Here is a 26,443-nt window from a genome sequence, read left to right on the forward strand (position 1 = left end):
ATTTTAAGGAGAGTGCACATGGGAACAGAATTAATTTTGGAATACTTATGGGTTTTAGTTGTTTTGATTGGGTTGGAGGGGCTTTTAGCTGCTGATAATGCATTAGTATTGGCTATCATGGTAAGGCATCTGCCGGAAAAACAACGAAAAAGAGCCTTGTTTTACGGGTTAGCAGGAGCGTTTGTTTTACGCTTTGGATCATTATTTGTAATTTCATTTCTGGTGGACTTTTGGCAGGTTCAAGCATTAGGTGCAGCATATCTGTTAATCATTGCGATTAAGAACTTATACAGTAAATATAAACCGAAATCCGAAGACGATCATGAAAAAGAGCAAAAAAGTGTTCAGCTTAATGCAGATGGTGAGGCTTCTCAAAAGGAATTTTGGCTTACTGTTCTTAAAGTCGAGTTTGCTGATTTAGCATTTGCGGTGGATTCGATCCTTGCAGCAGTTGCCTTAGCGGTAGCCCTTCCGGCGACAGGTTTAGGAACGATTGGAAGTCTGGATACTGGGCAATTTGCTGTTATATTTGCCGGCGGGATGATTGGGCTAATTATCATGCGTTTTGCAGCAAATATTTTTGTTGGCTTGCTCCATAAACGACCAGGCCTAGAAACAGCAGCCTTTGTTATTGTCGGCTGGGTAGGTGTAAAGCTTGCTGTGCTGGTATTGGCGCATCCAGATATTGCGTGGATTCCATATGAATTCCCACACTCTACATTTTGGAAAATCACTTTCTATGGTGTATTAATACTAGTAGCAGTTGTTGGCTGGATTGCTTCTGGTAAGAAAGATAACCAAAAACAAGAAGCTTGATGAATAAAAGCACTCGACTTCCTTTTTAGGAATCGAGTGCTTTTCTCTCGCATTAATTACTGCCATTATTTGCTGCATTGGTGGCTGCAGTGGTGGAGACAATCGTTGCAATCATAACGGCTTGCTGGGCCTGCAGAATAGATTCCAATGTCGTTTGGATGGTTGTGGCTGCAAGGCTTTTATTAGTGATTTTTTCATTTACATAGAATGAAACTGCTGTAATCAAATTCATATCCTTTTGCCAACGAAAGCTTTTTTCATTATTTAATTCATTAAACATCCTTGAAATTTCGTCTATCTGAAATTGCTCTTCCGGCAACAGGCTAATCATGCCGATAATAGGATAATACATAGGTTTTGGTCTAATACCTGTTTCTCTAAAGCTATCCATTATGGATGCAGCACGACGAACGGGACGATCAATAGTCGTACTCGTATCCAATGAAAGGATATGACTTAGAAACTGCAGGTCATTTCCTTTTCGAAAACCATTTTGACTTAATGAATCATAGTATTTTTCCATCTGTTCATTAATGTCATCACGGTCCTCATACGCAAGCAATACAGCAAGCGGATAATCACTTGCGCTTGTAAGGAAGATATGGTCTTGTTTCATGCTATCATAGATTTTTTTTGCCCGGGCAATTGTCTGCTCCTCTTTTTCCATGTGATTCGCATGCGTCAGCAAGGTAGATGCAGCTAAATAGGTGTACACGCCACTACTGAATTTAGCTTTTCTTAATTTATCATATAACATGAAAAGGGTATTAATTTGATTTTCTGGATGATCAAATTTTATATCAAGTGCTGCAGCAGTAGTAAATCGAGAAGTGGACTTCAGCGGCGAAAAGAAGCCAGCCCTGGCCTTTATGCGATCAGCAAGCTGCAGAAATGCATCAAAATGAAATTTCTTTTTGTTCATAACATAGAGAGAGGCAATAGCCATTAATATCCGTTTATCGGATACCTTCCATTTCATGCCGTCATGCAGTTCTTTATATATAGTTGTGTATTGATTCATTTTTTCACTGAACATTGGTTATCCGGCCTTTCTTTTAAGGGGTCTGTCTCCTATTACGATTAGTATACGTAAAAGGTTTCATTCCATTTATATAAGCCGTGTTGGTATAAGGATTACTGTTTTTATTTTTGCTTCATAGAAAGCATAGGTTAAAATGGAAGCAGGAGAGGTGATTGAAATGGCAGAGCATCATTTTCATTTACAAGCAAGCTGGCCTGGCGGACGGAATAGTGACGGATATATTGAATCAGGAAATTTGCAAACCAAAATTTCGATACCGAAAGAAATGGATGGGCCTAATATTGGGACCAATCCAGATGAAATGCTATTAGGTGCTGCGGCAACATGCTATATCATTACATTAGCAGCGATGATAGAGCGCGCAGATTTGCCGCTTGATTATATGTCACTGGAATCAGAAGGAATTGTGGATGTAACAAACGGTGTATTCACTTATAAAAAAATTATTCATCGTCCAACCGTTTCGTTAAAAGCTGGCGCTGCAAATGAACAGCATCGGAAATTAAGCAAGCTTGTGGAGAAAGCGGAGAAGAGCTGTATGATTTCGCGGGCCCTAAAAGGCAATGTGCAGATTGAGCTAGAAGCGAATCTAAGCTAATTCAATGGACAAAAAGATCGCACCAATTTTAACTGGTGCGTTCTTTTTATGGCTTAATCTGTGATTACGCAAAAGCAGATGCTTGTGGATAAAAAACTTGATATTTGGAATAAAATGAGGAGGCGCGGAATTGGAAAATTATTTATTGGTTCTCTTTCCAGCATTCACCACGAGGATTACAAAGCTGCTTCAATTTTTCACAATGCTTACAAACTATTAACAAATTGATGAAATTACTTCATATTTTATGATTTTTTCATAAAAAAGGGGTAGAGTGGTTATTACAATGTAAACCGACATAATTAAGAAGGATGAGAAGTGATGAAACGTAATCCATTTTTTGACAATGCGAAGGTGTTATTGATTTTCTTAGTTGTCTTTGGGCATATTATTCAGCCGTTTATTAGTAATTCAAATGGTATGAACACACTGTATATGTGGATTTACACATTCCATATGCCTGCTTTTATTCTATTGTCCGGATTCTTTGCAAAGGGTTCAGGGAATAAGGAGTATATTTTTAAGCTGGCAAAACGCTTATTAATTCCATATCTGATCTTTCAAATTCTATACACTATTTATTATTTCTATATTGGAAAGGAAGGCTGGCAAGCAGGGATTTTTTATCCACAATGGTCACTATGGTTCTTGTTTAGTTTATTCAGCTGGCATATTTTACTGAGCTGGTACAAAAAACTTCCGGCTCTATTAAGTATCTCTTTAGCAGTATTCGTGGGGCTTGTTGTTGGTTATTTCGGTGAAATCGGGCATACATTTAGTCTTTCCCGCACATTTGCTTTCTTTCCATTCTTTCTTATCGGTTATTGGCTAACGGAAAAGCAAATTATGTGGGTGAAACATCGATTGGTAAGAATCTCGTCTGTTGTCGTTATGACACTCTTAGCAGTAGCAATTTACTACTTGCCGGATATTAATACAGGATGGCTGCTTTCATCCAGCTCTTACGGTGATTTAGGATTGGAGCAGTACGGAGGGGTTGCCAGGTTCCTGTTTTATGTTGTAGCGTCGATAATGGTAGTCAGTATTCTTGCTTGGATACCACATAAAAATTTTGGATGGATTACAAAGTTAGGTACGCGTACATTGTATGTCTATCTGCTTCACGGATTTATCGTGCAGTATTTCCGTCAAAACAATTACTTTGAGGTAAATGGAATTATCGATGTTCTCGGACTTGCAGCAATTGCAGCTTTAATTGTTATTGTGCTTTCAAGCAAACCAATTCTAGGAGTATGGCAGCCATTTATTGAAGGAAAAGCTTCCTTGCTGAAACAGGTGCTAAAAGGTGAACGAAATAGAAGCTCGACCCAAACAGAAAGCTGAACAAAAATAGTGAAACTAAACGCTAACTAAAACGTATGAATTAATAACCCCCTTTTCATAACATAAAAAGAAGCAGGCGATCGAGAATGATCGCCTGCTTCTTCGCTGTTTCTAAAAGATAAAATGTGCAATAAGCGTTATAACTGGTAATGTAATAATCGTACGCAATAAGAAAATAATAACGAGATCCATAAAGGATACCGGAATTTTTGTTCCTAGAATTAAACCGCCGACCTCAGACATGTAAATCAATTGTGTTACCGATAATGCAGCAATGATGAAGCGAGTAATTTCTGCTTCAATTGACGAACCAATAATTGCCGGCAGGAACATGTCGGCAAAGCCAATCAAGATGGTTTGTGATGCTTCCTGTGCAAATGGGACTTGCATGAGCTCTAACAGCGGAATAAATGGTGCACCAATCCATTGAAAGAATGGTGTATATTCAGCGATTATAAGAGCAACCAGGCCAAATGCCATTACAACTGGGGCAACCCCCATCCACATATCAAAAATGTTCTGTACGCCTTCTTTAATAAAGTTTGTGAAGCTCGTTTCCTTTTTGGCCCGATTTAATGCATTTTTATAGCTGTATGTCAGAATATTTTCACCGGCAGGGATTGCTTCTTCTATTGGTTCAGCTGAATCATTTATATACGTATCCGACTTTCTTGATAACGGAGGGATACGCGGCATGATTAAAGCTGCTATTCCACCAGCTATTACAATTGTTATATAAAATGGAATAAACATATGTTCAAGGTCTACTTCTGTTAAAACGACTAAGGAAAACGTGATGGACACGATTGAGAATGTTGTACCAACTACTGCTGCCTCTCGTTTTGTATAAAGTCCAGCTTCATATTGTTTACTCGTAAGCAAAACACCGATTGTTCCGTCGCCAACCCAGGAAGCAAGTGCGTCTACGGAAGAGCGCCCAGGAAGTTTAAACAACGGGCGCATAATGTTAGTCATTAACGTTCCGAAAAGTTCTAATAAACCGAAGTTCGTTAATAAAGGAAGAAACAGTCCAGCAAATAGGAAAACAGCAAATAATACATGAAGCAAGCTGTCCAAGAGAGTCTGTCCCGTATCTTCTCCATGAATTGCTTCTGGACCGAGCTGGAAAAAGACCATAATCGCAAAAACTGCTGCAAGCACTCTTGTTATTGTCCAAAAGGTACTCGTATAAAATAATTGCTGAAAAAATGGTGTTTTTTCAAATGCTTCTTTCCCAGCCAGCTTAGCGATCAGCGTCATCACTGCCGTTATAACGATAATAGCCATCATAATGGCAGAAAGCTGATTTTCTAAGAATGTTTGCACCCAATTTGCCAAAATCGCAATTGGTATGGTAATCCCATCCGCTGTCTTAATTGGAATGATAAAAATAAAAACTCCAATCAGCGAAGGGATGATAAATTTTAAGTGATCGATTAATCGATAATTTTTCATAATAACCTCCAACAACCACATACCCTATTTTATTATGGATGAATCTAACTGTATGATTATACATCTTAACGAAAAAATATTCAATCCAGGTTTTAGGGAAATCGTATCCATCCGCTTGATTACTATTCTTATTAATTAAGGTACACAATAGCTTCGAATAGGCAGCAGTCCATGTCAATATTCTCATACATAATGATTTTTAACCCACCTGCTCATTCTGTACAAACGATTCATAATTCGATATCGTTAAAAGTAATAAGATGATGCTGTTCGGGGTAAAAGAATGATGAGGTGTTATTGGTGGCAAAGATATTCAAATATAATTTAATTTATCGGTGTACCGTAATCGTATGGATGGCAGTAAAGTTTATTATTAAGATATATTTCTTTTATTTCCGTAATAAAATATGGGATAAGAAGACTGTTGCACGATGGGATAATATGCTCTGTGATATGGCGAGAGAGTACCGGGATAAGGCCGAAAAGCTGGGTGGTATTCTTATCAAGCTTGGTCAATTTCTCAGTACGAGAACTGATTTTATGCCAGACATTTTTATTAAGGAATTAGATGATTTAGTTGATCGTGTACCACCAATGCCATATGAAGATGCGATAGCTACAATAAAGAAGGAATGGGGGACAGAGCTGACAACGCATCTGATGGCGTTTGAAAGAAAGGCAGTTGCATCCGCGTCGATTGGGGATGTGTATCGTGCTATACTGACAGATGGATCAGTGGTGGCAATTAAAGTACGTCGAAAGCGCATCGAAGAAATTTTTCACAAGGATTTTGTGGCTTTGCGAATGGTCTTTTGGATTTTAAAGGTGTTTACAACATTTGGAAAAAAGGCAGATTTAAATGCGCTATATAAAGAATTAGTTCTTGTGATGAATCGTGAGCTTGATTATGAGCAAGAACTGGAATTTGGGGAATACTTTTATAATCGATATAAAAATGATCCTGCCATACGAATTCCCAGATACGAACATGATTTGTCTACCGAAAAGGTGCTTGTTATGGAATGGATAGAAGGCGCCAAAATAACAGATGTCGAATTTATGAAAAAACATCGCATTGATCGGGAGAAAACAACAAAAACATTATTTGATCATTATATTGACCAGTTTCTTAATCCAGGGAAATTTCATGCCGACCCGCATGCAGGGAACATTCGCATTCAGAAAGACGGTACAATTGCAATTCTTGACTTTGGGATGGTTGGTGAAATTAAAGTAGACGATACGAAGCAATTTAAACTGCTCGTACAAGGATTCATCATTGATAACTATGATATTGTTCTTTCGTCTTTAGACAAAATGAACTTTATTTTACCTAATGCAGACAAAAAGAAGCTGAAGCGGGTTATTAAAGAAACCGTTGATATGTATTCAGACGGATCAATGAAAAATATTGATTCAAAAGTAATGAACCAGCTGAGCGAAGATATTAGTATCATTATGAAAGACCAGCCGATTCAATTGCCTGCAAATTATGCCTATTTATTAAGAGCTGTTTCGATTGTCATTGGAATATTATTTGCTATTTATCCTGAAATGGATATTAAAAAATGGGCTGTTCCTAAAATTAAAACCTGGTTCGGCCGGAAAAGCTTATTGGAATCTGTTTCCAAGCAATATGCAAAAAATTTGACTGAACCCATTTTATCGTATCCTCGCGCATTGCTTAGTTTCCTTGAAAGTGGGGAACAGGATAGAAAATGGGATAAAGTAAAACATCATGTGAAATTAAAGCATCAATTTTATTTACTATTAGAGGTTCTTTCCTTTATGATGGTAGTAATAGCGATTGGCATATCCATTTGGGGATTTGTTGGAAGTATGAAACCGATGGTTATTATCGGTCTTATCGTGTTAGGTATCTTTATCATTTTCCTGAACATAATTTTCGTAAGCCATATGAGGTTGATTCGAAAGACGAAGACACAACTAACCGATTCGTAAAAGTGATTGGTTGAATGTGGTGGGCTATCCCGGAAATTAGTGTATCCACAGTAATAGGCTAAAAATTAAGGAGATGTTGAAAATGAGTGATTACTTAAAAAAAGGATTTTTATTAGGCCTTGGGGCTGCAATTAGCGGTAAAGAAAAATTAGACCAAAAATTAAAAGAGCTTGTAGACAAAAATGAACTAACTCAGGAACAAGCTAAAACCGTAATGAAGAATTTCATCGAAAAAGGTGAAATGAAGAAAGATGAATGGAATGCCAAGCAATTTGAGAAAACAAAAAATATGGCTGATGAGTATGGGATTGCAACTAAAGAAGATATTAACGAATTGAGAGCACGCATTACAGAGTTAGAAGATAAATTGGAACAACTGAATTAATCTATAATGAACCGGCTGATTGCCGGTTCATTTTGTTTTCTATTGGGGGTGTTAAAAATCTCCTCTATACGATGAATCGACATGAGAATGATTTATTAATCAGTAAATTCTGTCTAATCCTAAATTTTGTATTGATTCCTGTCATCAAATCCGTTATAATGAACGTGTAAACTTCAGCGGTACAGTATGTATAAAGGGAGTGTGTGCGGTATGGAAAGCTTTTTTACGATAAGTAATGTTATGACGAAGAAGCTTGGCAGAAAATTGCAGGACGAAGAATTGAAATTTTTGCAATGGATGTATGAGCGCTATACCGAGGAACAACTGGAAACTGAATTAGAACATACGGCAGAGGAAGCTTTAATTACATTGAACTCATAGCTAACAAAAGGTCTTGGGATTACCGAGGCTTTTTTTGTTGTTTAACTATAAAAGAATGAATAATCATGCTAAAATGAGAGCGTTGTATAAGACAACTTTATTAAGGAGCGATAGCAATGGCAGTGGCGAATGAAACAATTATAAAAAAGATGCAGAATGAATTATATCTCGCAAAAGATAATGAGCATGCACAGGATCAGATGATGCGCCATATCGCAAATGTGCGTTTACTTTGTGATTTGTTTTTAGAAGGGAATCAACCTGTCGTGGAGCAGGAGAAGATTGATTTCTCCGAGGCAGAAATGAAGGTCATGTTTGGTGAACAAAAGATAGCTAACGATTCCTTGAAGGTAAAGAAACCACTGGGTACGAAGCTTAATGATGATGACGCAAATGGAGATTCAATTTTCGACTTTTAGTTTTTAATAGATAAAGGAGGGGTTTGAAATGAAATTACTTTTATTACTCGGCGCTATTAATGGGTTTTTAGCAGTTGCACTAGGTGCCTTTGGCGCGCATGGATTAGAAGGGAAGCTTTCGGAAAAGGCGATTGCGACATGGGAGAAAGCAGTTGACTATCAAATGTTCCATACGATGGCATTGTTTGTTACAGGGCTGCTTTTAGCAAAATTCCCAAATGCCAGCTCCCTTACAGCTGCAGGTTGGCTATTTTTAATTGGGATTATTTTATTTTCAGGAAGCCTGTACATTTATTCCACAACGTCGATTAAGACATTCGCCATGATAACACCGCTTGGTGGGGTTGCGTTTTTAATTGGCTGGGTATTAATTGGAATAGCAGTGATGCGAAATTTATAAATGGAATAGCAGATAGGTTGTGAAAAGAAATAATATAATTCCGCGCAGTACTTGTTTTCCGGCTTCAGCTGTATGCCTTGTTTGCAGCAGAACCATTGCATCACAAATAATGCTCAGGACGATAAAATAGAAAGCTAGAAACAGGATTAAAAAATAACCGAGGACGAGTGCTGCAAGTCCAAATAATAAAGCAAGAAACAATGAAATTAATTCAATTTGAATGAATTTTCGATATGGATGTTTCATTAGAATCATCGCCTCATTTCATAAAGCAAATGGAATAAAGGATGACCCGATGGAGGTGGAGTCATCCTTTTTCTGCTTGCTAAGGAACTGAAAAACTTAATTATAATAGTAAAATGAACATTCATGATACCGTTATTTTCAACAATCATTTTGCGGTTTTCGAAAAAGCATTATATTCGTTTAGCGTGGTGAAAAATTGGCTAGCTGCTGTCCAGCACCACCATATGGATAATCGTAATTAATTTCCTCTTCAAAAGTTACATAATCTAAATAAATCATAAGTAAAAGGTATCGCTCTCCTGTTTGCGGATCACTTACAATAATATGGTCTCTCCCCGCCGCCTCGATAATTCCAGTAAATATTTTTGCATTCCACTCTGAGTTATTTTCAAATGTCATGTAAAAGTTTGCAAGCTTTCCTCTGTTCAATCGCAATATATTTTCAATGTAAGATTGCTGCAATGGCAGCATGCCAGGTAAATCGGATATGTTTGCTTGTGGTTGCTGTTGCTGTTGTTGCTGGCTTGGCGGCTGCATTGTGGGCTGGAATTGTCTTGTATTGTAAACTGGATAATATGCTGGAGAAGTAGATGGATAATAATAGTACGGATATGGTTGATATTGGTTTGCAAACTGTGGCTGACTGCTATTCTCCTTTTCGCTCATAGAAAAACCTCCTGTTAATGAAATACTTTTTTGTTTCACCCTCTCGTTAAGAAAGGAAAAAGTGATGGATGTAATTGATTCTTAGCTAACTACAGATTTCATAAATGAACGGATTCGCATCTTGCTGCTTATGTTAATTATCTGTAGACTCGTGGGCAATCTTCCTGTGTTGGCGCATAAAAACAATGTGATTTAAACCTGCCGACATTCCATTGATTGTACCATTGTGCTGGACACTCTCCAGCTGGCATAAAAAACCATAATGCATTTGTTGCTGGATGCTGCTGTTCACCTTGGATAACACGGCGTGCTAACCGTCTATCCTTTTCCCTTGCCCGCTGGTAAAAATAACCTTTTTGTGTAGCCTCAAAGCCACCAGGGCTTTGATATACCATGTCATTAATATTTCGTAACTGGGTAAAATCAAGACAATTGGAAATGACTCGATTAATACCGGTGTTTCCAACCATCAGCATGCCCAGCTCACCATCTCCTTCAGCTTCTGCACGCATTAATCTGGCCAGCAGCGAAATATCATTTTCTGTGTGGGCAACAAGGGCCATTGGCCGATACCTCATTTCTAAGTCTGATCTCGATGCTAAACTCACTACATATATCTATGCAAATTGATAATGGAACATGACAATAAAAAATAGGCGTTCATTTTAGGAAGGCAAGGTGGAGAAATTTACTTTTCAGGAAGGCTTCCAGGAAGTAGTAATGCTTGCGTTCTGCATGATGAAATAAAAAACTCAAGCATGCTCGTTTGCATGCCTGAGTTTTTTAAAATAATTTTGGTTTAATTACAGTGCAAAATAGCTGTCCAGATCTTCTGCCGGTAAATAATTGCCGATAATGAACTCGCCAAACTCAGCGTATTTCGTCGTTACTTCATCAAATCGCATTTCATAAACAATTTTTTTGAATTGCAGGGCATCATGCGCAAATAATGTAACTCCCCATTCCCAGTTATCCAAACCAATGGAACCAGTAATGATTTCTTTTACTTTACCTGCATATTTGCGGCCAGTCATACCATGATCATAAAGCAATCGCGTACGTTCCTCTTTTTCGATGGCAAACCAGTTTGCCTCTTCCCAGCGGCGACGTGCCATCGGGTAGAAACATGCATGTTCCCATTTTGGAAGAATTGGGTGTAAGCGTGCTTCAACCTGTGGAGATAATTTACGATCTTTTCCTTCGTTCATTGGATTATGCATCGTCATCTCAACAATTGAAACATAAGAATAATCAGGAATGAGATAATCTCCAAGCTTCGATTTGTTGATTTCGCGTTTAATTTCTTCTAATTCATCCATTGTAGGGCGAAGGAAGATAAACATGAAGTCGGCTTTGTTTCCGACAACTTTATAAAGAGATTGGCTGCCTTGCTTTTCTTCTTCAACAGCATCCCATTTCTTCATTATTTCCTTGAATTCCTTGATTGCTGCGTTTCTTTCTTCTTCTGATGTCAGTTTCCATGAAGCCCAGTCAAATGTGCGCGTATCATGAACAACAGACCATCCATCCATGGTTACTACTGCTTCTGCCATGTTCAATCACTCCTTACAGTTGATAAAGAAAAAATCTGTACATGCTTTTACTATAGCACATTAAGGGTATTCTAATCATATGAAAGGGCTAATGAAGACGATCGTTTTTTCATATTGTCAATTCTTTGTCATAGATTGCAGAAAAAGAAGGCGATTTCCTTTTAAAGTATAATAAAATTAGCTATCATTGTTAAAAGACACACACATTATTGTGATGGAGGTTTTTTTATGGGATCATTATTTGATCAGCTTACAGCAAAGGTATCGAACACAAACAAAAAAATTGTTTTTCCAGAAGGTCTTGATGAACGAATACTGACTGCGGCAAGCCAATTAAGTGCTGCAGGAGTTGTAGCGCCGATTTTGATTGGAAGTCAGGAAAGCATTGAAAAAAAAGCAGCATATAACAGCATTGACATTGCCTCTTGTACGATTATTGACCCTCAGGGATATGCGGAATTTGATGCAATGGTCGAAGCTTTTGTAGAGCGCCGTAAAGGAAAGGCTACAGAAGAGGATGCACGTAAAATCCTTCTTGATGAAAACTATTTCGGAACGATGCTCGTTTATATGAATAAAGCAGATGGGCTTGTTAGCGGTGCGGCACATTCGACTGCTGACACAGTACGTCCAGCACTGCAAATTATTAAAACAAAAGAAGGCATTAAGAAAACATCTGGCGTATTCATTATGGTACGCGGCGATGAAAAATATGTTTTTGCAGATTGTGCGATTAATATTAATCCAGACAGCCAGGATTTAGCGGAAATTGCTGTAGAAAGTGCACAGACAGCACGATTATTTGATGTTGATCCGCGTGTAGCAATGCTCAGCTTCTCGACTAGAGGCTCTGCCAAGTCACCGGAAACAGAAAGAGTTGTCGAGGCGCTTAATATTGCAAAAGAAAAAGATACATCCCTTGTTATTGATGGGGAATTTCAATTTGATGCAGCCTTTGTTCCAAATGTTGCAGCGAAAAAAGCTCCAGATTCTGTTATAAAAGGGGATGCAAATGTATTTGTTTTCCCAAGTTTGGAAGCAGGAAACATTGGATATAAAATTGCGCAGCGCCTTGGCGGATTTGAAGCTGTAGGTCCGGTGCTTCAAGGGTTAAACCGACCTGTAAATGATCTTTCTCGCGGCTGCAGTGCAGATGACGTTTATAAGTTAGCGATTATTACAGCAGCACAAGCGACTGAATAAGTAGTATAGAAAAAAACAACTCTGCGAGATTCATTTCTCTGCAGGGTTGTTTTTTTCTAATTGTTGCATGTGGGCAACTGCTTCATTCCGTTTAATCATTTGGATATATCTTTTTTCAAATGTATCGAGTTCTGTATTGGAAAAAGGTCTCGTCACGATTTCTTCACATATATCCTGTAATGCAGTGTACACTCTATCTTTCATATCTTCCACGGTTAAATGGACCCCAAGTAAATCAGACAGCGATCCCATCACACTTGGTTTCACTGTCGGATAAACAAATTTAGTCTCTGTTTCCTTTTTAGCAATCGCATAGAAATCTCGAATAAGAGAAGCTCTTTCCTTACTGTTTCCTTCTACATCAAGATAAATCTGAACTGCAGCACCATCCTTTACACGTCGCTGTGAAATGCCTGCGAATTTTTTTCCGTTAATGCTTAAATCAAAGTCACCAGGACAATAAGATCCGACAATTTCATATGCTTCAATTTCGGTTGTTAAATCGCGCAACATATATTTAATCAAATGGACCATTGCTTCGTAGCAGTCGTGAATCGAAAGCTCTGCAACACCAGGAATGACAAGAGATATATTCAATACACCGCCATCCAGCGCAACTGCAAGTCCACCAGAATTTCGAACGACAACATGATAGCCTTTTCCTGCTAAAAACTGAACGCCCTCATCAAGGAAAGGGAGCCTTGCATCTGGAATGCCAAGCACAATTGTCTTTTCGTGAACCCAAAGTCGAATAGCGGATGGGGAAGTCCGATTGCTTACCGATACAGCTAGAGCATCATCAACAGCGAAGGATGTGAGAGCTGTATATTCATTTTGCTGAAATGCAGTTTCCTGTGAATGATCAATATATCGCAATGTCGATTGACCGACAATTTCTTTCCAATTTTTCATAATAATCTCCTTACCCTTTTAAGCTTTCCATACTTATTATATAATAAACTAAATAAGGAACACATTTAAATGCAGAAAAAGAACGGATGGGGAATAAATGGCATATAAAGACGAACAATTGTCGGAGGAAAAAGTATTTAAAGATCCTGTTCACCGGTACGTTCATGTACGGGATCGTGTTATATGGGATTTAATTGCTGCTCCGGAATTCCAACGGTTGCGTCGAATTAAACAGCTTGGGACAACCAATTTGACATTTCACGGGGCAGAACATAGTAGATTTAATCATTCACTTGGTGTTTACGAAATTGTCCGGCGAATCATTAATAATTTTCAGGACAGGCCTCATTGGAATAAAGGCGAGCGACTCTTATGCCTCTGTGCGGCTCTGCTGCACGATCTTGGTCATGGACCGTTTTCCCATTCCTTTGAAAAGGTCTTTAAATTGGATCATGAATATTTTACTCAGCAAATCATTTTGGGAGATACAAAAATAAATGAAATTTTAGAGCGTGTTAGTGAAGGCTTTGCACAAAAGGTTGCTGATGTTATTGCGAAAACCTATAAAGATAAATTGGTGGTCAGCTTAATTTCCAGTCAAATTGATGCGGATCGCATGGATTATTTGCAGCGTGATGCTTATTTCACCGGGGTAAGTTATGGGCACTTTGATATGGAACGTATTTTACGAGTGATGCGCCCAATTGATGATCAAGTGGTAATTAAATCAACCGGAATGCATGCGGTTGAGGATTATATTATGAGCCGTTATCAAATGTATTGGCAAGTATATTTCCATCCGGTTACGAGAAGTGCAGAAGTTATCTTGACTAAAATACTTCACCGAGCGAAGTATTTATATGAAAATAACGATTTTACCTTTAAATTACAGCCGACGCATTTTGTTTCCTTTTTTAAAGGAAAGGTGGACTTATCAGATTATTTAAAGCTGGACGAGATGATTGTTCATTATTATTTTCAGCTTTGGCAGGAAGAAGATGACGAAATTCTAAGGGATTTATGTGAGCGATTCATGAATCGTCGCTTATTTAAATATGTTGAATTTAATCCCAATCTGCAAATGAATGAGTGGATGGAACTGTATCAGCTGTTTCAAGAAGCAGATATTGATCCGGAATATTACCTTGTTGTTGATTCTTCTTCTGATTTACCGTACGATTTCTATCGACCTGGTGAGGAAGAAGAACGGCTGCCAATCCATTTATTGATGCCAGATGGAAGCCTAAAGGAACTCTCGAGGCATTCGGATATTGTTGAATCCATTTCAGGTAAAAAACGGACAGACCATAAATTATATTTTCCAAAGGATCGGTTGAATGAATTGAAGGATCAGGCGCTGCGTGCGCGCATTATGGAAATTCTTTACGGGCAAGGAGCGAAATTTGATGTTGAATAATCATGCCAAATTAATCCGTTTCTTTTTAGAGGCAAATGGCGTAACAGGGCGGAAAAAATTGCAAAAAATGATTTATATTTTGCAGAAATGCGATATTCCCTTTGAAGAGAAATACCAATTCCATTTCTATGGTCCATACTCAGAGGAATTAACGCTGCGTGTGGAGGAGCTTTGTAATCTAGGTTTTTTAAAGGAAGAAAAAGAGGATAAAAGCAATTATTATCAATATAATTATAATATAACACCTGCTGGAATAGAGTTTCTGAATCAATTTTCAATGGAAATGCCGGATATGACGGCAAAGGTATCGATGCTGAAGGAAAAAAGCTCGCGTTTTCTAGAGCTCGTCTCCACCATGTTTTACTTCGATGATTTACCGCTTCAGGAGAATATAGAGAAAATCCACATGGTTAAACCGAAGCAAAAATACAGTAATGAGGAAATTGAGGAAGCCATCCGTTTTATGGGGAAAATAAAGCAGGAAGGCAAATAACTCATCAGGAAGGTTTGCCTTATGCTACAATAGCAACTAGTAATGATGAAGGAGGATCCTTTTATGAGTTCAGATCAATCTTCGAATAAAAAGAAGAATACATTTACAATCATCAAGGACGATTCAACAGATGGCCATGGCGGCTATGGAGTTGGCGCAATTAGTTTGGAGAATATGTCGTCTGTGATTGTTGATCCTAATGAAAATAAAGCATACGTTGACATGGGAGCGATGCATGCGCGAAGTGAAGTTGAACGTCGTGTGAAATGGTTACCGGATCGAAATGAAGTTCCAAACGGAAAATTGTATTGGATTGTTTGGGTCAACGTGGAACGAGGAGATAATGGTCCTTATTATTCGGGTGTAACAGGCTGTGAAATCCGTGTGGATCGTGAAATAAGACGTGCCTATAAATCAATGGGCGAGCATGTTAAGCATATGGAAAAAGCGCTCAAAGGCCATATCATTGTTGACCATATGGATAAGCACTCAAAAAATCTGTTAAGAGATTTCCTGATAGAATTTAACAGAGAAATGTGGGACAACGCAACAGATGAATTAAAAGAGGCACTCCCACTGTAATAGAGAATATGACAATTTTGTGTCCGAATCGTGAATCATTTGTTAAATCGTTGTACTTTGTGACAATAATTTGTAAACTATTGGTACATGGACTAACTCATGTTTACTAGGACAATAAAACAGCCAGCCTTCAGGTGAAAAACGGACTTACCTGGGAAGCTGGCTGTTTTATTGCCTGCTATTGATGGCATGACCCCAATGTAAAACAGCACCATACTACAAAGAAACAGCACGACCTCCATGTAAAACAGCACCATCCCCATAGAAAATAGCACCACTCTTCCAAAAACAGCACCATCCCTCAAAAAACTCACCCCTAACAGCGCACCATGCACTTAACCACTTGCATAACAATCAGGAAAACAAGTCAAACCAGCGCTCAAAAATACCTTTGTCCTCCTCATTTACTCCATCTTCTTCAACTGGATGTTCGGAGCAATAATTTCTTGGCTCTGTACCTTTTTCAAAGTACATAATTCTGCTTGCACCACAGCTAGGTGTCGCACGTGCGCCGGTTTCGGGATCGATTGGGATGCCGACAACACCAGTTGGCATAGCAAATACATCTTGTGCCATTCCCTCGTGTGCATCCTCCATGAAGCCTGACCACATCTCCTTTGCATAAGCTGACTCAGCAACAAGCTCCATGTTTCGGTTATCATCGTAGCCAACCCATATACCTGTTACAAGGGAAGGACTATAGCCAATCATCCAGCTATCTGAATCGGTTGTTCCAGATTTCCCGGCATATAGGCGGCTAAGCTCTTTAGAAATTGATGCACCAGTTACAGAGGTATAGCCGTTCATCTCTACATCAAACATCCCTGTCATAAGGTGTGTCAAAATAAACGCTTTTTTTGGATCCAATACCTGTTCTGATGTATCCTCATGCTCGTAAACTACTTTGCCATTTCGGTCCGTAATTTTTTCTACCGTATACCCAGAAATTGAACGCCCCCCATTAGCGATCATTCCATAAGCACTCGTCATATCGTTTACAGAGACAGAACCAGTACCTAAGGCTAATGCTGGCACCGCTTGGAAATCTCCTTTCAGTCCAAAGGTTTCCGCGGTTTCTATTAGCTTTTCAGGTCCTAAGTACATATTTGTTTTGACAGCATACACATTATCGGACAAGGCAAGTGCTTGAGCCAGTGTTATCGGCTTATTTGCATAATAACCATTAAAGTTACTCGGTTGATAGCTATTGCCATCACCTAATGCAAAAGTAGTCGGTTTGCTCATTAACTTCGTGCTTGGTGTATAACCATATTGCAATGCAGCGTAATATAAAATAGGTTTAAAAGTTGATCCTGACATTCGTTTGGATTTCATTGCCCGATTATAAGTGCTTTCTGAATAATCCTTGCCGCCAATCATCGAAAGAATTGCACCGTCATCAGGATCCATTGCAATCGCCGCAGTTTCCACTTCACTGGCAGAGTCAATTGTTTCGTGCACCTGTTCTTCCAGCTTTTTCTGGTATTCACGGTTTAATGTTGTGTAAATGCGAAACCCGCCGGCACGTACTTCATCGGGACTTAAATCTAAAAATTTAGCTGCCTCTTGTAAAACAGCATCCTGAAAATAGGGAGCTGTATCCACAGGCTCAGGTGTAACCGAATAATCCAGTTGCACTTCGATAGCCTTAGCATACTCTGCTTCAGAAATATAATTTTCATCTTTTAGATGTTTTAAAATCTGCTGCTGGCGCTGATTTGCATTCTCTTCATTGTTTAAAGGAGAGTAGTAGGACGGCCCCTTTGGGATTCCCACGAGCATTGTCGCTTCTGCTAAAGATAACGCTTTTGGCTTTTTATCGAAAAAGTAATGGCTTGCCGCCTTAATCCCATATGCCCCATGGCCATAATAAATCGTATTTAAATAGCCCTCGAGAATTTTGTCCTTAGAATAAAACATTTCCAGACGTATGGTATAGAATGCTTCTGACAGCTTTCGTGTCCATGTTTTCTCAGGGGATAAATAAAGGTTGCGCGCATATTGCTGGGAAATGGTGCTCGCGCCTTCCTTTAATGAGCTATTACGTATATTTTTCATAACTGCCCCAGCGATTCTTTTCAGATCAAACCCTTGATGTTCAAAAAAATGCTGATCCTCCGTCTGTAATGTTGCTTCAATAACCGCAGGAGATATATCATCTAAGCTAACCCAGTGATTTGTAAGGCCACCGCGCTGCTCGCTGATCACTTCTCCTTCTCGATCATAAATAATGGTCGCTTGATCATTTGCCAATTTAGGCGGACCTAATAGGAAGGCAGCTAAATAAATTGCAGTTATTGTAAAAACACCCACAGCAATAAGTGCAAGTATGATTTTATAGAAAATTCTTTTCGGGAAAAATCGCATGTTTGTAATCTCCAATGTAAAAGCTTTGTTTTCATTATTATGGGAAAAGCGGCATGGAAATAAACTTAACTAGTAAAAATCTTGTTTTTTGTAAGTGTAAAGCCTCAGATCCCCACGACCAGCGAGTATTTTCTTACCTGTGCAAGACACTAGACGTACTGTACAGGCACTGCGACAAATGTTTTGGTCGGGCAAACAGTCGTATCCCCGTGTTTTTAGCCTATAAGCGACCTTCCATTTTTATTCTTGCTACTCACCGTGTTTTATCGCTATAATAGGTATATTATAGATTCAAGAGGCGATAGTATGGATGCACCGAAAAAAAAGATAGCTATTACACTGGAAACAACCATCGAAGATGATGGACAACTGGAGCACACGAAACAGAGCCACCAAGGAGACTTTTTTCAGAAAAACAACATGGACGTATTGATTTTTGAGGAAGTCTTAGAAGATGGTTCCACGATTAAAAACTTGCTTACCATCCATCCGCACAAGGTTAGTATCAATCGTTCTGGTGCAGTGAAGATGAATCAAAAATTTCAAGCTGACCAAATAACGGAAAATATATATCACCATCCCCATGGAAAAATACATATGGAAACAAATACCGAAGCAATTGTGTATAACAAAGCAGGCGATGGAAGAGAGGCTACCTTAACCATTCATTATACAGTGAAGTTAAATGGGCAGGAAAATCGGAAACATACATTGAAATTGGCATATCAAGAGGAGGATCATCAATGAACGTTTTGGAACAAACGGAAAATACATTGAAACAGGAAATTGCAGCTGCCGTTATCGAAGCAAAGCTAGCGACGGAAGAAGAGCTTCCTGCAATTATATTGGAAAAACCAAAAGATAAGGCACACGGCGACTTTGCATCAAACATTGCGATGCAATTAGCAAGAATCGCTAGAAAAGCACCGCGTCAAATTGCTGATGAAATCATAGTAAATCTAGATCAGTCGAAAGCTTCGATTGATAAGGTTGAGATTGCTGGACCTGGTTTCATTAATTTCTTTATGAAAAATGATTTTCTTGGCGAGATCATTCCAACCATTTTAGATGCTGGAGAAGATTACGGGAAAACAAATACTGGAAATGGCGAACGTGTACAGGTTGAATTTGTTTCTGTAAACCCAACTGGAGATTTGCATTTAGGACATGCCCGTAATGCTGCATTTGGGGATGTCCTTTGTAACGTGCTTACTGCTTCCGGATACGACGTAGAGCGCGAATATTATATTAATGACGCAGGGAATCAAATTGATAACCTTGGACTATCTGTAGAAGCTCGCTATTTCCAAGAGCTTGGTGAAGAATTTGATATGCCAGAAGATGGTTACCATGGACAGGCAATTATTGAGATTGCGAAGAAGCTTGTTGCAGAATTTGGCAATGAATTTGCCTCCAAGGATAAGGCAGAGCGACTCGCATTCTTTAAAGAATATGGATTGAAAGCATCCCTTGGAAATATTGAAAAAGACTTAAAAGCATTTCGTGTTGAATTTGATAATTGGTTCTCAGAGCGTTCCCTCTATCAGGAAAATAAAATTCCCATTGCGCTTGATAAGCTTGAAGAAGGGAATTACACGTATGAAAAAGATGGTGCGATGTGGTTCCGCACGACTGATTTCGGCGATGATAAAGACCGTGTGCTTATTAAGCAAGACGGAAGTTACACCTATTTAACACCAGATATCGCTTATCATAAGGACAAGCTCGACCGTGGATTTGATTCGATTATTAACGTGTGGGGAGCTGACCATCATGGATATATTCCAAGAATGCGAGCAGCCATTCAAGCACTTGGCTACCCGGTCGAGAAATTTGATGTAAAAATCATTCAAATGGTAAACCTGTTTGAAGGCGGCGAAAAAGTCAAAATGAGTAAGCGAACAGGAAAAGCTGTTTCATTAAGAGAGCTAATGGAAGAGGTTGGCGTTGACGCAGTTCGTTATTACTTTGTTACTCGTTCAAATGATTCACAGCTTGATTTTGATATGGATTTAGCTCGCTCCCAGTCCAATGATAATCCAATTTTCTACGTTCAATATGCGCACGCTCGTATCTGTACAATGCTCGAACAGGCGAAAAGTAAAGGATTTGCAGACGATGGAGATTTTAATGCTGCATTATTAACAGCAGAAAAGGAAGTAGATTTAATGAAGAAATTAGGTCAGCTTCCACAAGTCGTTGCAGACGCTGCTCAAAAGCATACGCCACATAAAGTAACACAGTATGTTTTTGATTTAGCTTCAGCACTTCACAGCTTTTACAATGCAGAGAAAGTACTGGATGCAGATTATAAAGAAAGAACACAAGCACGAATTGCTTTAATGAAAGCTGTTCGCATTACACTTGCGAATGCCATGACGTTAATTGGTGTATCGGCTCCAGAGAAAATGTAAATAAATCGGACAAGAAAACCATCGGAATTTTTCGGTGGTTTTTTTATTTAGAGCTGGGATAAAAGGGAGAGGCAGATGGCAAATATTATAGCAAAGCCAAAATGGGGTCTAGCATCATTTTAATTTGACCCGTTTTATTAGGCAATAGGGTCCTTTTTTCGTTATAAAGGTAAAAGATAATATATTAAGGATTTATTATCTTTTACCAAAAATCAGTTGACTGAATGCTCATTCACGTATAAAGTATAGGTATAGAATTCTGTTAACGGATTTTTTGAATAAAATGTAATCGCTGTCATTGAGTCATAACGAAAAAGGAGGAGCGTTCGGTGGATACATTTATGTTTATTAACTGGATTGCATTCTTACTCATCACGTTTTATGCACTGTATTTATTCGTCAAGGTCGTCTCAACACGGATTGCTTATATAAAGCTTGGGAAAAAATCCGAGTTTGATGGCGAAATTAAGCTGCGTTTGCAGCGGGTATGGACAATTGTATTTGGCCAATCAAAATTATTGAAGGATAAGAAATCCGGTATCATTCATGTCATGATGTTTTACGGTTTTATTCTCGTCCAGTTTGGTGCAATTGACATGTTCGTAAAAGGATTATCACCAGACAATCATTTGCCATTTGGTGTGTTTTATCCGGGATTTGTATTTTTTCAAGAGCTTGTAACGTTAATGATTCTTATTGCGGTTGTATGGGCCTTTTACCGTCGCTATATGGAAAAGCTCGTAAGACTAAAGCGTGGCTTTAAAGCTGGTCTTGTTCTTATCTTTATTGGCACGTTAATGCTTTCTGTGTTATTTGGGAATGGGATGGCACTCCTTTGGCATGGTCATGATGTAACATGGGCTGAGCCGGTTGCAAGTGTTGTTGCTCTAGGACTGGGATGGATATCGCAAGACATTGCAATGGTATTATTTTACATTGCATGGTGGGTACATACCGTAACATTGCTTACGTTCCTTGTTTATGTACCACAATCCAAGCATGCTCATCTGATTGCAGCCCCAATTAATGTATTTTTGAGTAAACAGGTTCCAGGTAAATTGAAAAAAATTGACTTTGATATCGATGGAGATAGTGAAGAGAATGAAGATGAAATTTCTTTTGGTGTTGGTAAAGTTGAGGATTTTGAACAGCATCAAATGATTGACTTTTACGCTTGTGTGGAATGTGGGCGCTGTACAGATGTATGTCCAGCTGCGGGAACAGGGAAAATGCTGTCTCCGATGGATATTATGATCAAGGTTCGCGATCATTTAACAGAAAAAGGAGCAGCGGTAACAGGGAAATCCGCCTGGGTACCAGCTTACGCTTTTAGCAATACGACAGGGAATCAGGCAAGTGCGCAAAAAGAAGCCGCAGCGACTGTTCAAAGCGCAAGCCTAATTGGTGATGTTATTACAGAGGAAGAGCTCTCCGGATGTACGACATGCCGGAATTGTGAGGATGCTTGCCCTGTTAACAATGAGCATGTTGGAACGATTATAGATATGCGCCGCTATCTCGTAATGACAGAAGGAAAGATGGATTCGGATATTCAGCGAGCTGTAATGAACATTGAGCGTCAAGGAAATCCTTGGGGACTTTCTAAAAAAGATCGTATTAAATGGCGTGATGAAGATGAATCTGCATATATTCCTACTGTGAAAGAGCTGAAAAAGGAAGGAAAGGAATTTGAATATCTTTTCTGGGTCAGCTCCATGGGATCCTTTGATAGCCGCAGTCAAAAAATCGCCATTGCTTTTGCTAAATTGATGAATCAGGCAGGTGTCAGCTTTGCAATTCTTGGTAATACGGAAGCAAATTCAGGGGATACAGCGCGCCGAATTGGGAATGAGTTTTTATTCCAGGAAATTGCCGAAAAAAACATTAAAACATTTGAAAAAAATGGTGTGACCAAAATCGTGACGATTGATCCCCACGCGTATAATATATTTAAAAATGAATATCCAGACTTCGGCTATACAGCAGAAGTGTACCACCATACACAAATGCTTTATGATTTAGTGAAATCAGGAAAATTAAAGCCTGAACGTTCCATTAACGAAAAGCTAACCTATCATGATTCCTGCTATTTAGGGAGATATAATGGGGTATATGATCCACCAAGGGAGATTTTAACTGCTATCCCAGGTCTTAAGCTCGTCGAGATGGACCGCTCTCGAGAAAATGGAATGTGCTGTGGAGCAGGCGGCGGCTTAATGTGGACAGAGGAAACAACAGGAAATCGAATTAATGTAGCACGTACAGAACAGGCACTTGCTGTCCAGCCATCGATGATTTCCAGTGCGTGTCCGTATTGCTTAACGATGCTAAGCGATGGGACAAAGGCAAAAGAGGTTGATGAGGATATTAGCACAATGGACGTTGCTGAAATTCTAGCATTATCTGTAAATTTCGATGATCAAGAGAGAACAGCATCCTAAATAATGCTAGACTGATAGAGGGGAGTCCCTCCTCTATCCATTGAATAAACTAAACGAGTGAGCGTTCAATCAAAGCATTTATTACACATAAAGAAAGGATGGAAATCATGAGAAAAACAGTTATTGTTTCAGGAGCAAGAACTCCCTTCGGAAAATTTGGCGGCGGTTTGAAACCTTTTACAGCATCACAGCTTGGAGGAAAGGCAATTAAAGAAGCACTAAAACGTGCTGAAATCGAAGGGTCGGAGATCGATGAAGTGATTATGGGTACAGTTCTCCAAGGCGGGCAAGGGCAAATTCCTTCTCGCCAAGCGGCTCGTGAAGCTGGTATTCCTTGGGAAGTAAAATCCGAAACAATTAATAAAGTATGTGCATCTGGATTGCGCAGTGTGACACTGGCTGACCAATTGATTCGTCTTGGAGAGGAAGATGTGATTGTTGCAGGTGGAATGGAAAGCATGAGCAATGCACCATACTTTCTGCCAGATAGCCGCTGGGGCAGCCGGATGGGCGATAAAAAAGTAGTCGATATGATGATTCATGATGGACTGACTTGTACTTTTACGGGTGTTCATATGGGGAATTATGGGAATTCAACTGCAGAAGAATTTGAGCTAACGAGGGAAGCGCAGGACAAGTGGTCCTATCGCAGTCATAAACGTGCAATTGAAGCGATTGAAGCAGGCAAATTTGCTGAAGAAATCATTCCAGTCGAAGTACCGGTTCGTAGAGGAGAACCAATCATCGTCGATACAGATGAAGCACCAAGAAAGGATACAATGGTTGAAAAGCTGGCAGGCCTGCGTCCGGCTTTTGATAAAAATGGAACAATTACAGCTGGAAATGCTCCCGGTGTCAATGATGGGGCATGTGCTTTTGTTGTTATGGGTGATGATAAAGCAAGAGAGCTCGGAAAAACACCAATGGCAACCATTCTCGGGCATGCAGAAGTTGCTGTAGAAGCAGAAAAATTCCCGCAAACACCGGGACTTGTCATTAATAAATTACTTGAAAAAACAGGGTATTCAAAGGATGATATTGATCTATTTGAGATTAATGAAGCCTTTGCTGCAGTGTCGCTGGCAAGCGGGAAAATTGCTGGAATTGATTCTGAGAAAATCAATGTAAATGGTGGTGCCGTTGCGTTAGGTCATCCAATTGGAGCAAGTGGTGCCCGTATTATATTAACCTTAATCCATGAATTAAAGCGTCACGGTGGCGGCCTAGGAATAGCAGCTATCTGCAGTGGCAGTGGTCAAGGGGATGCAGTACTAATCGAAGTTCCTAAAGTCTAACACAAAGGGGAAACGAAAAGATGACAATTAAAAAAATAATGGTTATCGGTGCAGGACAAATGGGAGCAGGCATTTCCCAAGTCTGCGCGCAGTCGGGATTTGAAGTACTGTTAAATGATCAGAATAAGGGTGCATTACAAGCAGGAATAAATGGAATCGAAAAATTGCTTACACGCAATGTGGAAAAAGAGCGACTAACGGAAGAGGAGAAGGCGGCAACCCTTAGTCGCTTATCTCCTTCTTATACATTAAAGGATGCAGCATTCTGTGATTTGATTATCGAAGCTGTAGTGGAAAATATGGATGTAAAATCAGCAGTTTTCCGCGAGGTGGATATACACGCACCAAAGCATGCAATCCTTGCCTCGAATACATCTTCTTTATCGATTACAGAAATTGCGGCTGAAACAAAGCGGCCGCATCAGGTTATTGGCATGCATTTTATGAATCCGGTACCAGTTATGAAGCTTGTTGAAATTATACGCGGGTTACAAACAAGTGATGAAACGTATGAAGCAATTGAAGCGATGAGTCTTCAGTTAGCAAAAATATCAGTGGAAGTAAAAGACTTTCCTGGATTTGTCTCGAACCGGATTCTAATGCCAATGATTAATGAAGCGATTTATACGGTATATGAAGGTGTAGCAACCCCAAAGGATGTTGACCAGGTGATGAAGCTGGGAATGAATCATCCAATGGGACCGCTAACGTTGGCAGATTTTATTGGTTTGGATACATGCCTATACATCATGGAGGTGCTGTATGAAGGATTTGGAGATAGTAAATATCGCCCATGTCCACTCTTAAGGCAATATGTAAAAGCCGGCTGGCTCGGCAAAAAGTCTGGCAGAGGCTTCTATGAATATCGTTAGCTAAATTTCACCAAAAGAGGTGCAGACAATATGGTCTTAAATATTACAGAAGAACAAAAAATGCTGCGTAAGGTAGTCCAAGATTTTGCCGAGAAGGAAGTAGTACCTGAAATTGAGCGAATGGAAAAGGAAGATCGCTTTCCAATTGATATTGTAAAGAAAATGGGAGAGCTTGGATTAATGGGCATTCCTATTCCAGAAAAATATGGTGGGGCAGGGATGGATTTTACATCCTACATTCAAACGATTCATGAGCTATCAAAGGTCAGTGCGACTGTTGGGGTTATTTTGTCTGTACACACATCAGTTGGAACGAATCCGATTTTGTATTTTGGCAATGAAAGTCAAAAACGGCAATTTTTGCCAAAGCTTGCCAGCGGAGAGTATCTTGGTGCGTTTGCTCTGACAGAACCAGGCTCTGGTTCTGATGCTGGGAGTTTAAAAACAACTGCTAAGGAAACTGACACTTCTTATATTTTAAATGGCTCCAAGGTGTTTATTACAAATGGCGGCGTGGCAGATACGTACATTACATTTGCGCGAACTGGCGAAAACCGAGATGATATTAGTGCTTTTATAGTAGAAAAGGATTCTCCTGGATTGATTATTGGCAAAAGGGAAAAAAAGATGGGTCTTCATGGCTCAAATACGGTGCAATTAACATTTGATCAGTGCGTCATCCCAAAGGAAAATTTATTAGGCAAAAAGGGAAGCGGTTTCAAGGTTGCGATGGCTAATTTGAATATTGGCCGAATTGGAATTGCAGCTCAAGGTCTTGGGATAGCTGAGGCGGCACTTGAATATGCAGTAGCTTATGCGAAAGAGCGAAAACAATTCGGGAAATCCATTGCGGAAAACCAAGGAATTTCCTTCAAACTAGCAGATATGGCAACTGCAACAGAATCTGCAAAACTATTAACCTATCATGCAGCATCACTAATAGAGCAAGGAATTTCGTGTGCAAAAGAAACGTCCATGGCAAAGCTCACAGCAACCAGGACAGCGATGAACAATTCTATCGAAGCAGTGCAAATCCTTGGCGGCTATGGATATACAGAAGACTATCCTGTCGAACGGCTATTTCGAGATGCAAAGGTTACCGAAATCTATGAAGGTACAAATGAGATTCAGCATATTGTCATTGCCAAACACTTATTAAAGGATTAGGAGGGAGACAGAG

At 39.3% G+C, this 26,443-nt stretch carries 26 protein-coding genes; 18 read left to right on the top strand and 8 right to left on the bottom strand.

What is annotated here, in order from left to right:
• Window positions 1–18: 18 nt before the first annotated feature.
• Complete coding sequence (locus NSQ77_RS13030) at window positions 19–816, top strand: TerC family protein (RefSeq protein WP_339226456.1); 798 nt, start codon at window positions 19–21, stop codon at window positions 814–816.
• 52 nt (window positions 817–868) lie between these two features.
• On the opposite strand, the gene NSQ77_RS13035 is transcribed toward NSQ77_RS13030, so the two are convergent.
• Window positions 869–1,852 carry a DUF4003 family protein gene (locus NSQ77_RS13035; RefSeq protein WP_339226457.1) on the bottom strand — a complete coding sequence of 328 codons (984 nt, stop codon included), beginning with the start codon at window positions 1,850–1,852 and terminating at the stop codon, window positions 869–871.
• A gap of 163 nt (window positions 1,853–2,015) precedes the next feature.
• On the opposite strand from NSQ77_RS13035, the gene NSQ77_RS13040 reads away from it, so the two are divergent.
• Window positions 2,016–2,456, top strand: coding sequence for an OsmC family protein (locus NSQ77_RS13040; protein ID WP_339226459.1), 441 nt, complete (start codon window positions 2,016–2,018; stop codon window positions 2,454–2,456).
• A gap of 321 nt (window positions 2,457–2,777) precedes the next feature.
• Complete coding sequence (locus NSQ77_RS13045) at window positions 2,778–3,800, top strand: acyltransferase family protein (RefSeq protein WP_339226461.1); 1,023 nt, start codon at window positions 2,778–2,780, stop codon at window positions 3,798–3,800.
• A 111-nt stretch (window positions 3,801–3,911) separates the two neighbouring features.
• On the opposite strand, the gene NSQ77_RS13050 is transcribed toward NSQ77_RS13045, so the two are convergent.
• Window positions 3,912–5,255, bottom strand: a complete 1,344-nt coding sequence (locus tag NSQ77_RS13050; protein ID WP_339226463.1) for a YjiH family protein — start codon at window positions 5,253–5,255, stop codon at window positions 3,912–3,914.
• Between the two features lie 300 nt (window positions 5,256–5,555).
• On the opposite strand from NSQ77_RS13050, the gene NSQ77_RS13055 reads away from it, so the two are divergent.
• The 5 genes from NSQ77_RS13055 (at window position 5,556) to NSQ77_RS13075 (ending at window position 8,802) form a co-directional block, all read left to right on the top strand.
• Complete coding sequence (locus NSQ77_RS13055) at window positions 5,556–7,217, top strand: AarF/UbiB family protein (protein ID WP_339226464.1); 1,662 nt, start codon at window positions 5,556–5,558, stop codon at window positions 7,215–7,217.
• Window positions 7,218–7,299: 82 nt separating this feature from the next.
• Entirely contained in the window at window positions 7,300–7,602 is a 303-nt protein-coding gene (locus tag NSQ77_RS13060; protein WP_339226465.1) for a hypothetical protein, read from the top strand.
• A 210-nt stretch (window positions 7,603–7,812) separates the two neighbouring features.
• On the top strand, window positions 7,813–7,983 hold the full coding sequence (locus NSQ77_RS13065) for a hypothetical protein (protein ID WP_339226466.1): 171 nt from the start codon (window positions 7,813–7,815) through the stop codon (window positions 7,981–7,983).
• Between the two features lie 116 nt (window positions 7,984–8,099).
• On the top strand, window positions 8,100–8,402 hold the full coding sequence (locus NSQ77_RS13070) for a YwdI family protein (RefSeq protein ID WP_339226467.1): 303 nt from the start codon (window positions 8,100–8,102) through the stop codon (window positions 8,400–8,402).
• Between the two features lie 28 nt (window positions 8,403–8,430).
• Window positions 8,431–8,802, top strand: a complete 372-nt coding sequence (locus tag NSQ77_RS13075) for a DUF423 domain-containing protein (protein WP_339226468.1) — start codon at window positions 8,431–8,433, stop codon at window positions 8,800–8,802.
• Here the strand turns inward: NSQ77_RS13075 and NSQ77_RS13080 are convergent.
• From NSQ77_RS13080 to hemQ, 4 genes are all read right to left on the bottom strand, one after another.
• Complete coding sequence (locus NSQ77_RS13080) at window positions 8,797–9,048, bottom strand: hypothetical protein (protein ID WP_339226469.1); 252 nt, start codon at window positions 9,046–9,048, stop codon at window positions 8,797–8,799. The two genes, NSQ77_RS13075 and NSQ77_RS13080, sit on opposite strands and share 6 nt — an antisense overlap.
• A 180-nt stretch (window positions 9,049–9,228) precedes the next feature.
• Entirely contained in the window at window positions 9,229–9,714 is a 486-nt protein-coding gene (gene gerQ, locus NSQ77_RS13085; protein WP_339226471.1) for a spore coat protein GerQ, read from the bottom strand.
• A 137-nt stretch (window positions 9,715–9,851) separates the two neighbouring features.
• Window positions 9,852–10,277: a cell wall hydrolase gene (locus NSQ77_RS13090; RefSeq protein WP_339226472.1), complete on the bottom strand. Its 426-nt coding sequence runs from the start codon at window positions 10,275–10,277 to the stop codon at window positions 9,852–9,854.
• A 240-nt stretch (window positions 10,278–10,517) separates the two neighbouring features.
• Window positions 10,518–11,267, bottom strand: coding sequence for a hydrogen peroxide-dependent heme synthase (gene hemQ / locus NSQ77_RS13095; RefSeq protein WP_339226473.1), 750 nt, complete (start codon window positions 11,265–11,267; stop codon window positions 10,518–10,520).
• A gap of 228 nt (window positions 11,268–11,495) precedes the next feature.
• Here hemQ and pta point away from each other — a divergent pair, with 228 nt between their 5' ends.
• On the top strand, window positions 11,496–12,470 hold the full coding sequence (pta, locus tag NSQ77_RS13100) for a phosphate acetyltransferase (protein ID WP_339226474.1): 975 nt from the start codon (window positions 11,496–11,498) through the stop codon (window positions 12,468–12,470).
• A 30-nt stretch (window positions 12,471–12,500) separates the two neighbouring features.
• On the opposite strand, the gene NSQ77_RS13105 is transcribed toward pta, so the two are convergent.
• A complete protein-coding gene (locus NSQ77_RS13105) occupies window positions 12,501–13,382 on the bottom strand; it encodes a lipoate--protein ligase family protein (protein WP_339226475.1) in 882 nt (293 codons plus the stop codon).
• Window positions 13,383–13,479: 97 nt separating this feature from the next.
• Here NSQ77_RS13105 and NSQ77_RS13110 point away from each other — a divergent pair, with 97 nt between their 5' ends.
• The 3 genes from NSQ77_RS13110 (at window position 13,480) to NSQ77_RS13120 (ending at window position 15,874) form a co-directional block, all read left to right on the top strand.
• Entirely contained in the window at window positions 13,480–14,799 is a 1,320-nt protein-coding gene (locus NSQ77_RS13110) for an HD domain-containing protein (RefSeq protein ID WP_339226476.1), read from the top strand.
• Window positions 14,789–15,292, top strand: coding sequence for a YwgA family protein (locus tag NSQ77_RS13115; RefSeq protein ID WP_339226477.1), 504 nt, complete (start codon window positions 14,789–14,791; stop codon window positions 15,290–15,292). Before NSQ77_RS13110 ends, NSQ77_RS13115 begins: the two co-directional genes overlap by 11 nt.
• 63 nt (window positions 15,293–15,355) lie before the next feature.
• On the top strand, window positions 15,356–15,874 hold the full coding sequence (locus NSQ77_RS13120) for a YwhD family protein (protein WP_339226478.1): 519 nt from the start codon (window positions 15,356–15,358) through the stop codon (window positions 15,872–15,874).
• Window positions 15,875–16,228: 354 nt separating this feature from the next.
• Here the strand turns inward: NSQ77_RS13120 and NSQ77_RS13125 are convergent, their stop codons facing one another.
• On the bottom strand, window positions 16,229–18,241 hold the full coding sequence (locus NSQ77_RS13125; RefSeq protein WP_339226480.1) for a transglycosylase domain-containing protein: 2,013 nt from the start codon (window positions 18,239–18,241) through the stop codon (window positions 16,229–16,231).
• Between the two features lie 306 nt (window positions 18,242–18,547).
• Between NSQ77_RS13125 and NSQ77_RS13130 the strand changes: the two genes are divergently transcribed.
• From NSQ77_RS13130 to NSQ77_RS13155, 6 genes are all read left to right on the top strand, one after another.
• Window positions 18,548–18,988 carry a DUF1934 domain-containing protein gene (locus NSQ77_RS13130; protein WP_339226482.1) on the top strand — a complete coding sequence of 147 codons (441 nt, stop codon included), beginning with the start codon at window positions 18,548–18,550 and terminating at the stop codon, window positions 18,986–18,988.
• The gene (gene argS, locus NSQ77_RS13135; RefSeq protein ID WP_339226484.1) at window positions 18,985–20,655 is read left to right on the top strand and encodes an arginine--tRNA ligase; all 1,671 of its coding nucleotides are present in this window, start codon (window positions 18,985–18,987) and stop codon (window positions 20,653–20,655) included. Before NSQ77_RS13130 ends, argS begins: the two co-directional genes overlap by 4 nt.
• Window positions 20,656–20,984: 329 nt before the next feature.
• Window positions 20,985–23,096, top strand: a complete 2,112-nt coding sequence (locus tag NSQ77_RS13140) for a heterodisulfide reductase-related iron-sulfur binding cluster (protein ID WP_339226485.1) — start codon at window positions 20,985–20,987, stop codon at window positions 23,094–23,096.
• Between the two features lie 107 nt (window positions 23,097–23,203).
• Window positions 23,204–24,391, top strand: a complete 1,188-nt coding sequence (locus NSQ77_RS13145) for an acetyl-CoA C-acetyltransferase (protein ID WP_339226486.1) — start codon at window positions 23,204–23,206, stop codon at window positions 24,389–24,391.
• Between the two features lie 20 nt (window positions 24,392–24,411).
• On the top strand, window positions 24,412–25,263 hold the full coding sequence (locus tag NSQ77_RS13150; protein ID WP_339226487.1) for a 3-hydroxybutyryl-CoA dehydrogenase: 852 nt from the start codon (window positions 24,412–24,414) through the stop codon (window positions 25,261–25,263).
• A 30-nt stretch (window positions 25,264–25,293) separates the two neighbouring features.
• Window positions 25,294–26,430 carry an acyl-CoA dehydrogenase gene (locus NSQ77_RS13155; protein WP_339226488.1) on the top strand — a complete coding sequence of 379 codons (1,137 nt, stop codon included), beginning with the start codon at window positions 25,294–25,296 and terminating at the stop codon, window positions 26,428–26,430.
• Window positions 26,431–26,443 lie beyond the last annotated feature (13 nt).

The organism is Oceanobacillus sp. FSL K6-2867, from assembly GCF_037963145.1.
Lineage (GTDB): Bacteria > Bacillota > Bacilli > Bacillales > Amphibacillaceae > Oceanobacillus.

What these genes read in the sequence shown, in the direction of transcription:
- NSQ77_RS13030 (WP_339226456.1), top strand. Translation starts at nt 19, where the DNA reads ATGGGAACAGAATTAATTTTGGAATACTTATGGGTTTTAGTTGTTTTG.
- NSQ77_RS13035 (WP_339226457.1), bottom strand. Translation starts at nt 1,852, where the DNA reads ATGTTCAGTGAAAAAATGAATCAATACACAACTATATATAAAGAACTG.
- NSQ77_RS13075 (WP_339226468.1), top strand. Translation starts at nt 8,431, where the DNA reads ATGAAATTACTTTTATTACTCGGCGCTATTAATGGGTTTTTAGCAGTT.
- NSQ77_RS13145 (WP_339226486.1), top strand. Translation starts at nt 23,204, where the DNA reads ATGAGAAAAACAGTTATTGTTTCAGGAGCAAGAACTCCCTTCGGAAAA.
- hemQ (WP_339226473.1), bottom strand. Translation starts at nt 11,267, where the DNA reads ATGGCAGAAGCAGTAGTAACCATGGATGGATGGTCTGTTGTTCATGAT.
- NSQ77_RS13115 (WP_339226477.1), top strand. Translation starts at nt 14,789, where the DNA reads ATGTTGAATAATCATGCCAAATTAATCCGTTTCTTTTTAGAGGCAAAT.
- NSQ77_RS13060 (WP_339226465.1), top strand. Translation starts at nt 7,300, where the DNA reads ATGAGTGATTACTTAAAAAAAGGATTTTTATTAGGCCTTGGGGCTGCA.
- NSQ77_RS13150 (WP_339226487.1), top strand. Translation starts at nt 24,412, where the DNA reads ATGACAATTAAAAAAATAATGGTTATCGGTGCAGGACAAATGGGAGCA.
- pta (WP_339226474.1), top strand. Translation starts at nt 11,496, where the DNA reads ATGGGATCATTATTTGATCAGCTTACAGCAAAGGTATCGAACACAAAC.
- NSQ77_RS13045 (WP_339226461.1), top strand. Translation starts at nt 2,778, where the DNA reads ATGAAACGTAATCCATTTTTTGACAATGCGAAGGTGTTATTGATTTTC.
- NSQ77_RS13040 (WP_339226459.1), top strand. Translation starts at nt 2,016, where the DNA reads ATGGCAGAGCATCATTTTCATTTACAAGCAAGCTGGCCTGGCGGACGG.
- NSQ77_RS13155 (WP_339226488.1), top strand. Translation starts at nt 25,294, where the DNA reads ATGGTCTTAAATATTACAGAAGAACAAAAAATGCTGCGTAAGGTAGTC.
- NSQ77_RS13070 (WP_339226467.1), top strand. Translation starts at nt 8,100, where the DNA reads ATGGCAGTGGCGAATGAAACAATTATAAAAAAGATGCAGAATGAATTA.
- NSQ77_RS13125 (WP_339226480.1), bottom strand. Translation starts at nt 18,241, where the DNA reads ATGCGATTTTTCCCGAAAAGAATTTTCTATAAAATCATACTTGCACTT.
- NSQ77_RS13065 (WP_339226466.1), top strand. Translation starts at nt 7,813, where the DNA reads ATGGAAAGCTTTTTTACGATAAGTAATGTTATGACGAAGAAGCTTGGC.
- NSQ77_RS13130 (WP_339226482.1), top strand. Translation starts at nt 18,548, where the DNA reads ATGGATGCACCGAAAAAAAAGATAGCTATTACACTGGAAACAACCATC.
- NSQ77_RS13110 (WP_339226476.1), top strand. Translation starts at nt 13,480, where the DNA reads ATGGCATATAAAGACGAACAATTGTCGGAGGAAAAAGTATTTAAAGAT.
- NSQ77_RS13120 (WP_339226478.1), top strand. Translation starts at nt 15,356, where the DNA reads ATGAGTTCAGATCAATCTTCGAATAAAAAGAAGAATACATTTACAATC.
- gerQ (WP_339226471.1), bottom strand. Translation starts at nt 9,714, where the DNA reads ATGAGCGAAAAGGAGAATAGCAGTCAGCCACAGTTTGCAAACCAATAT.
- NSQ77_RS13105 (WP_339226475.1), bottom strand. Translation starts at nt 13,382, where the DNA reads ATGAAAAATTGGAAAGAAATTGTCGGTCAATCGACATTGCGATATATT.
- NSQ77_RS13050 (WP_339226463.1), bottom strand. Translation starts at nt 5,255, where the DNA reads ATGAAAAATTATCGATTAATCGATCACTTAAAATTTATCATCCCTTCG.
- argS (WP_339226484.1), top strand. Translation starts at nt 18,985, where the DNA reads ATGAACGTTTTGGAACAAACGGAAAATACATTGAAACAGGAAATTGCA.
- NSQ77_RS13080 (WP_339226469.1), bottom strand. Translation starts at nt 9,048, where the DNA reads ATGAAACATCCATATCGAAAATTCATTCAAATTGAATTAATTTCATTG.
- NSQ77_RS13090 (WP_339226472.1), bottom strand. Translation starts at nt 10,277, where the DNA reads ATGGCCCTTGTTGCCCACACAGAAAATGATATTTCGCTGCTGGCCAGA.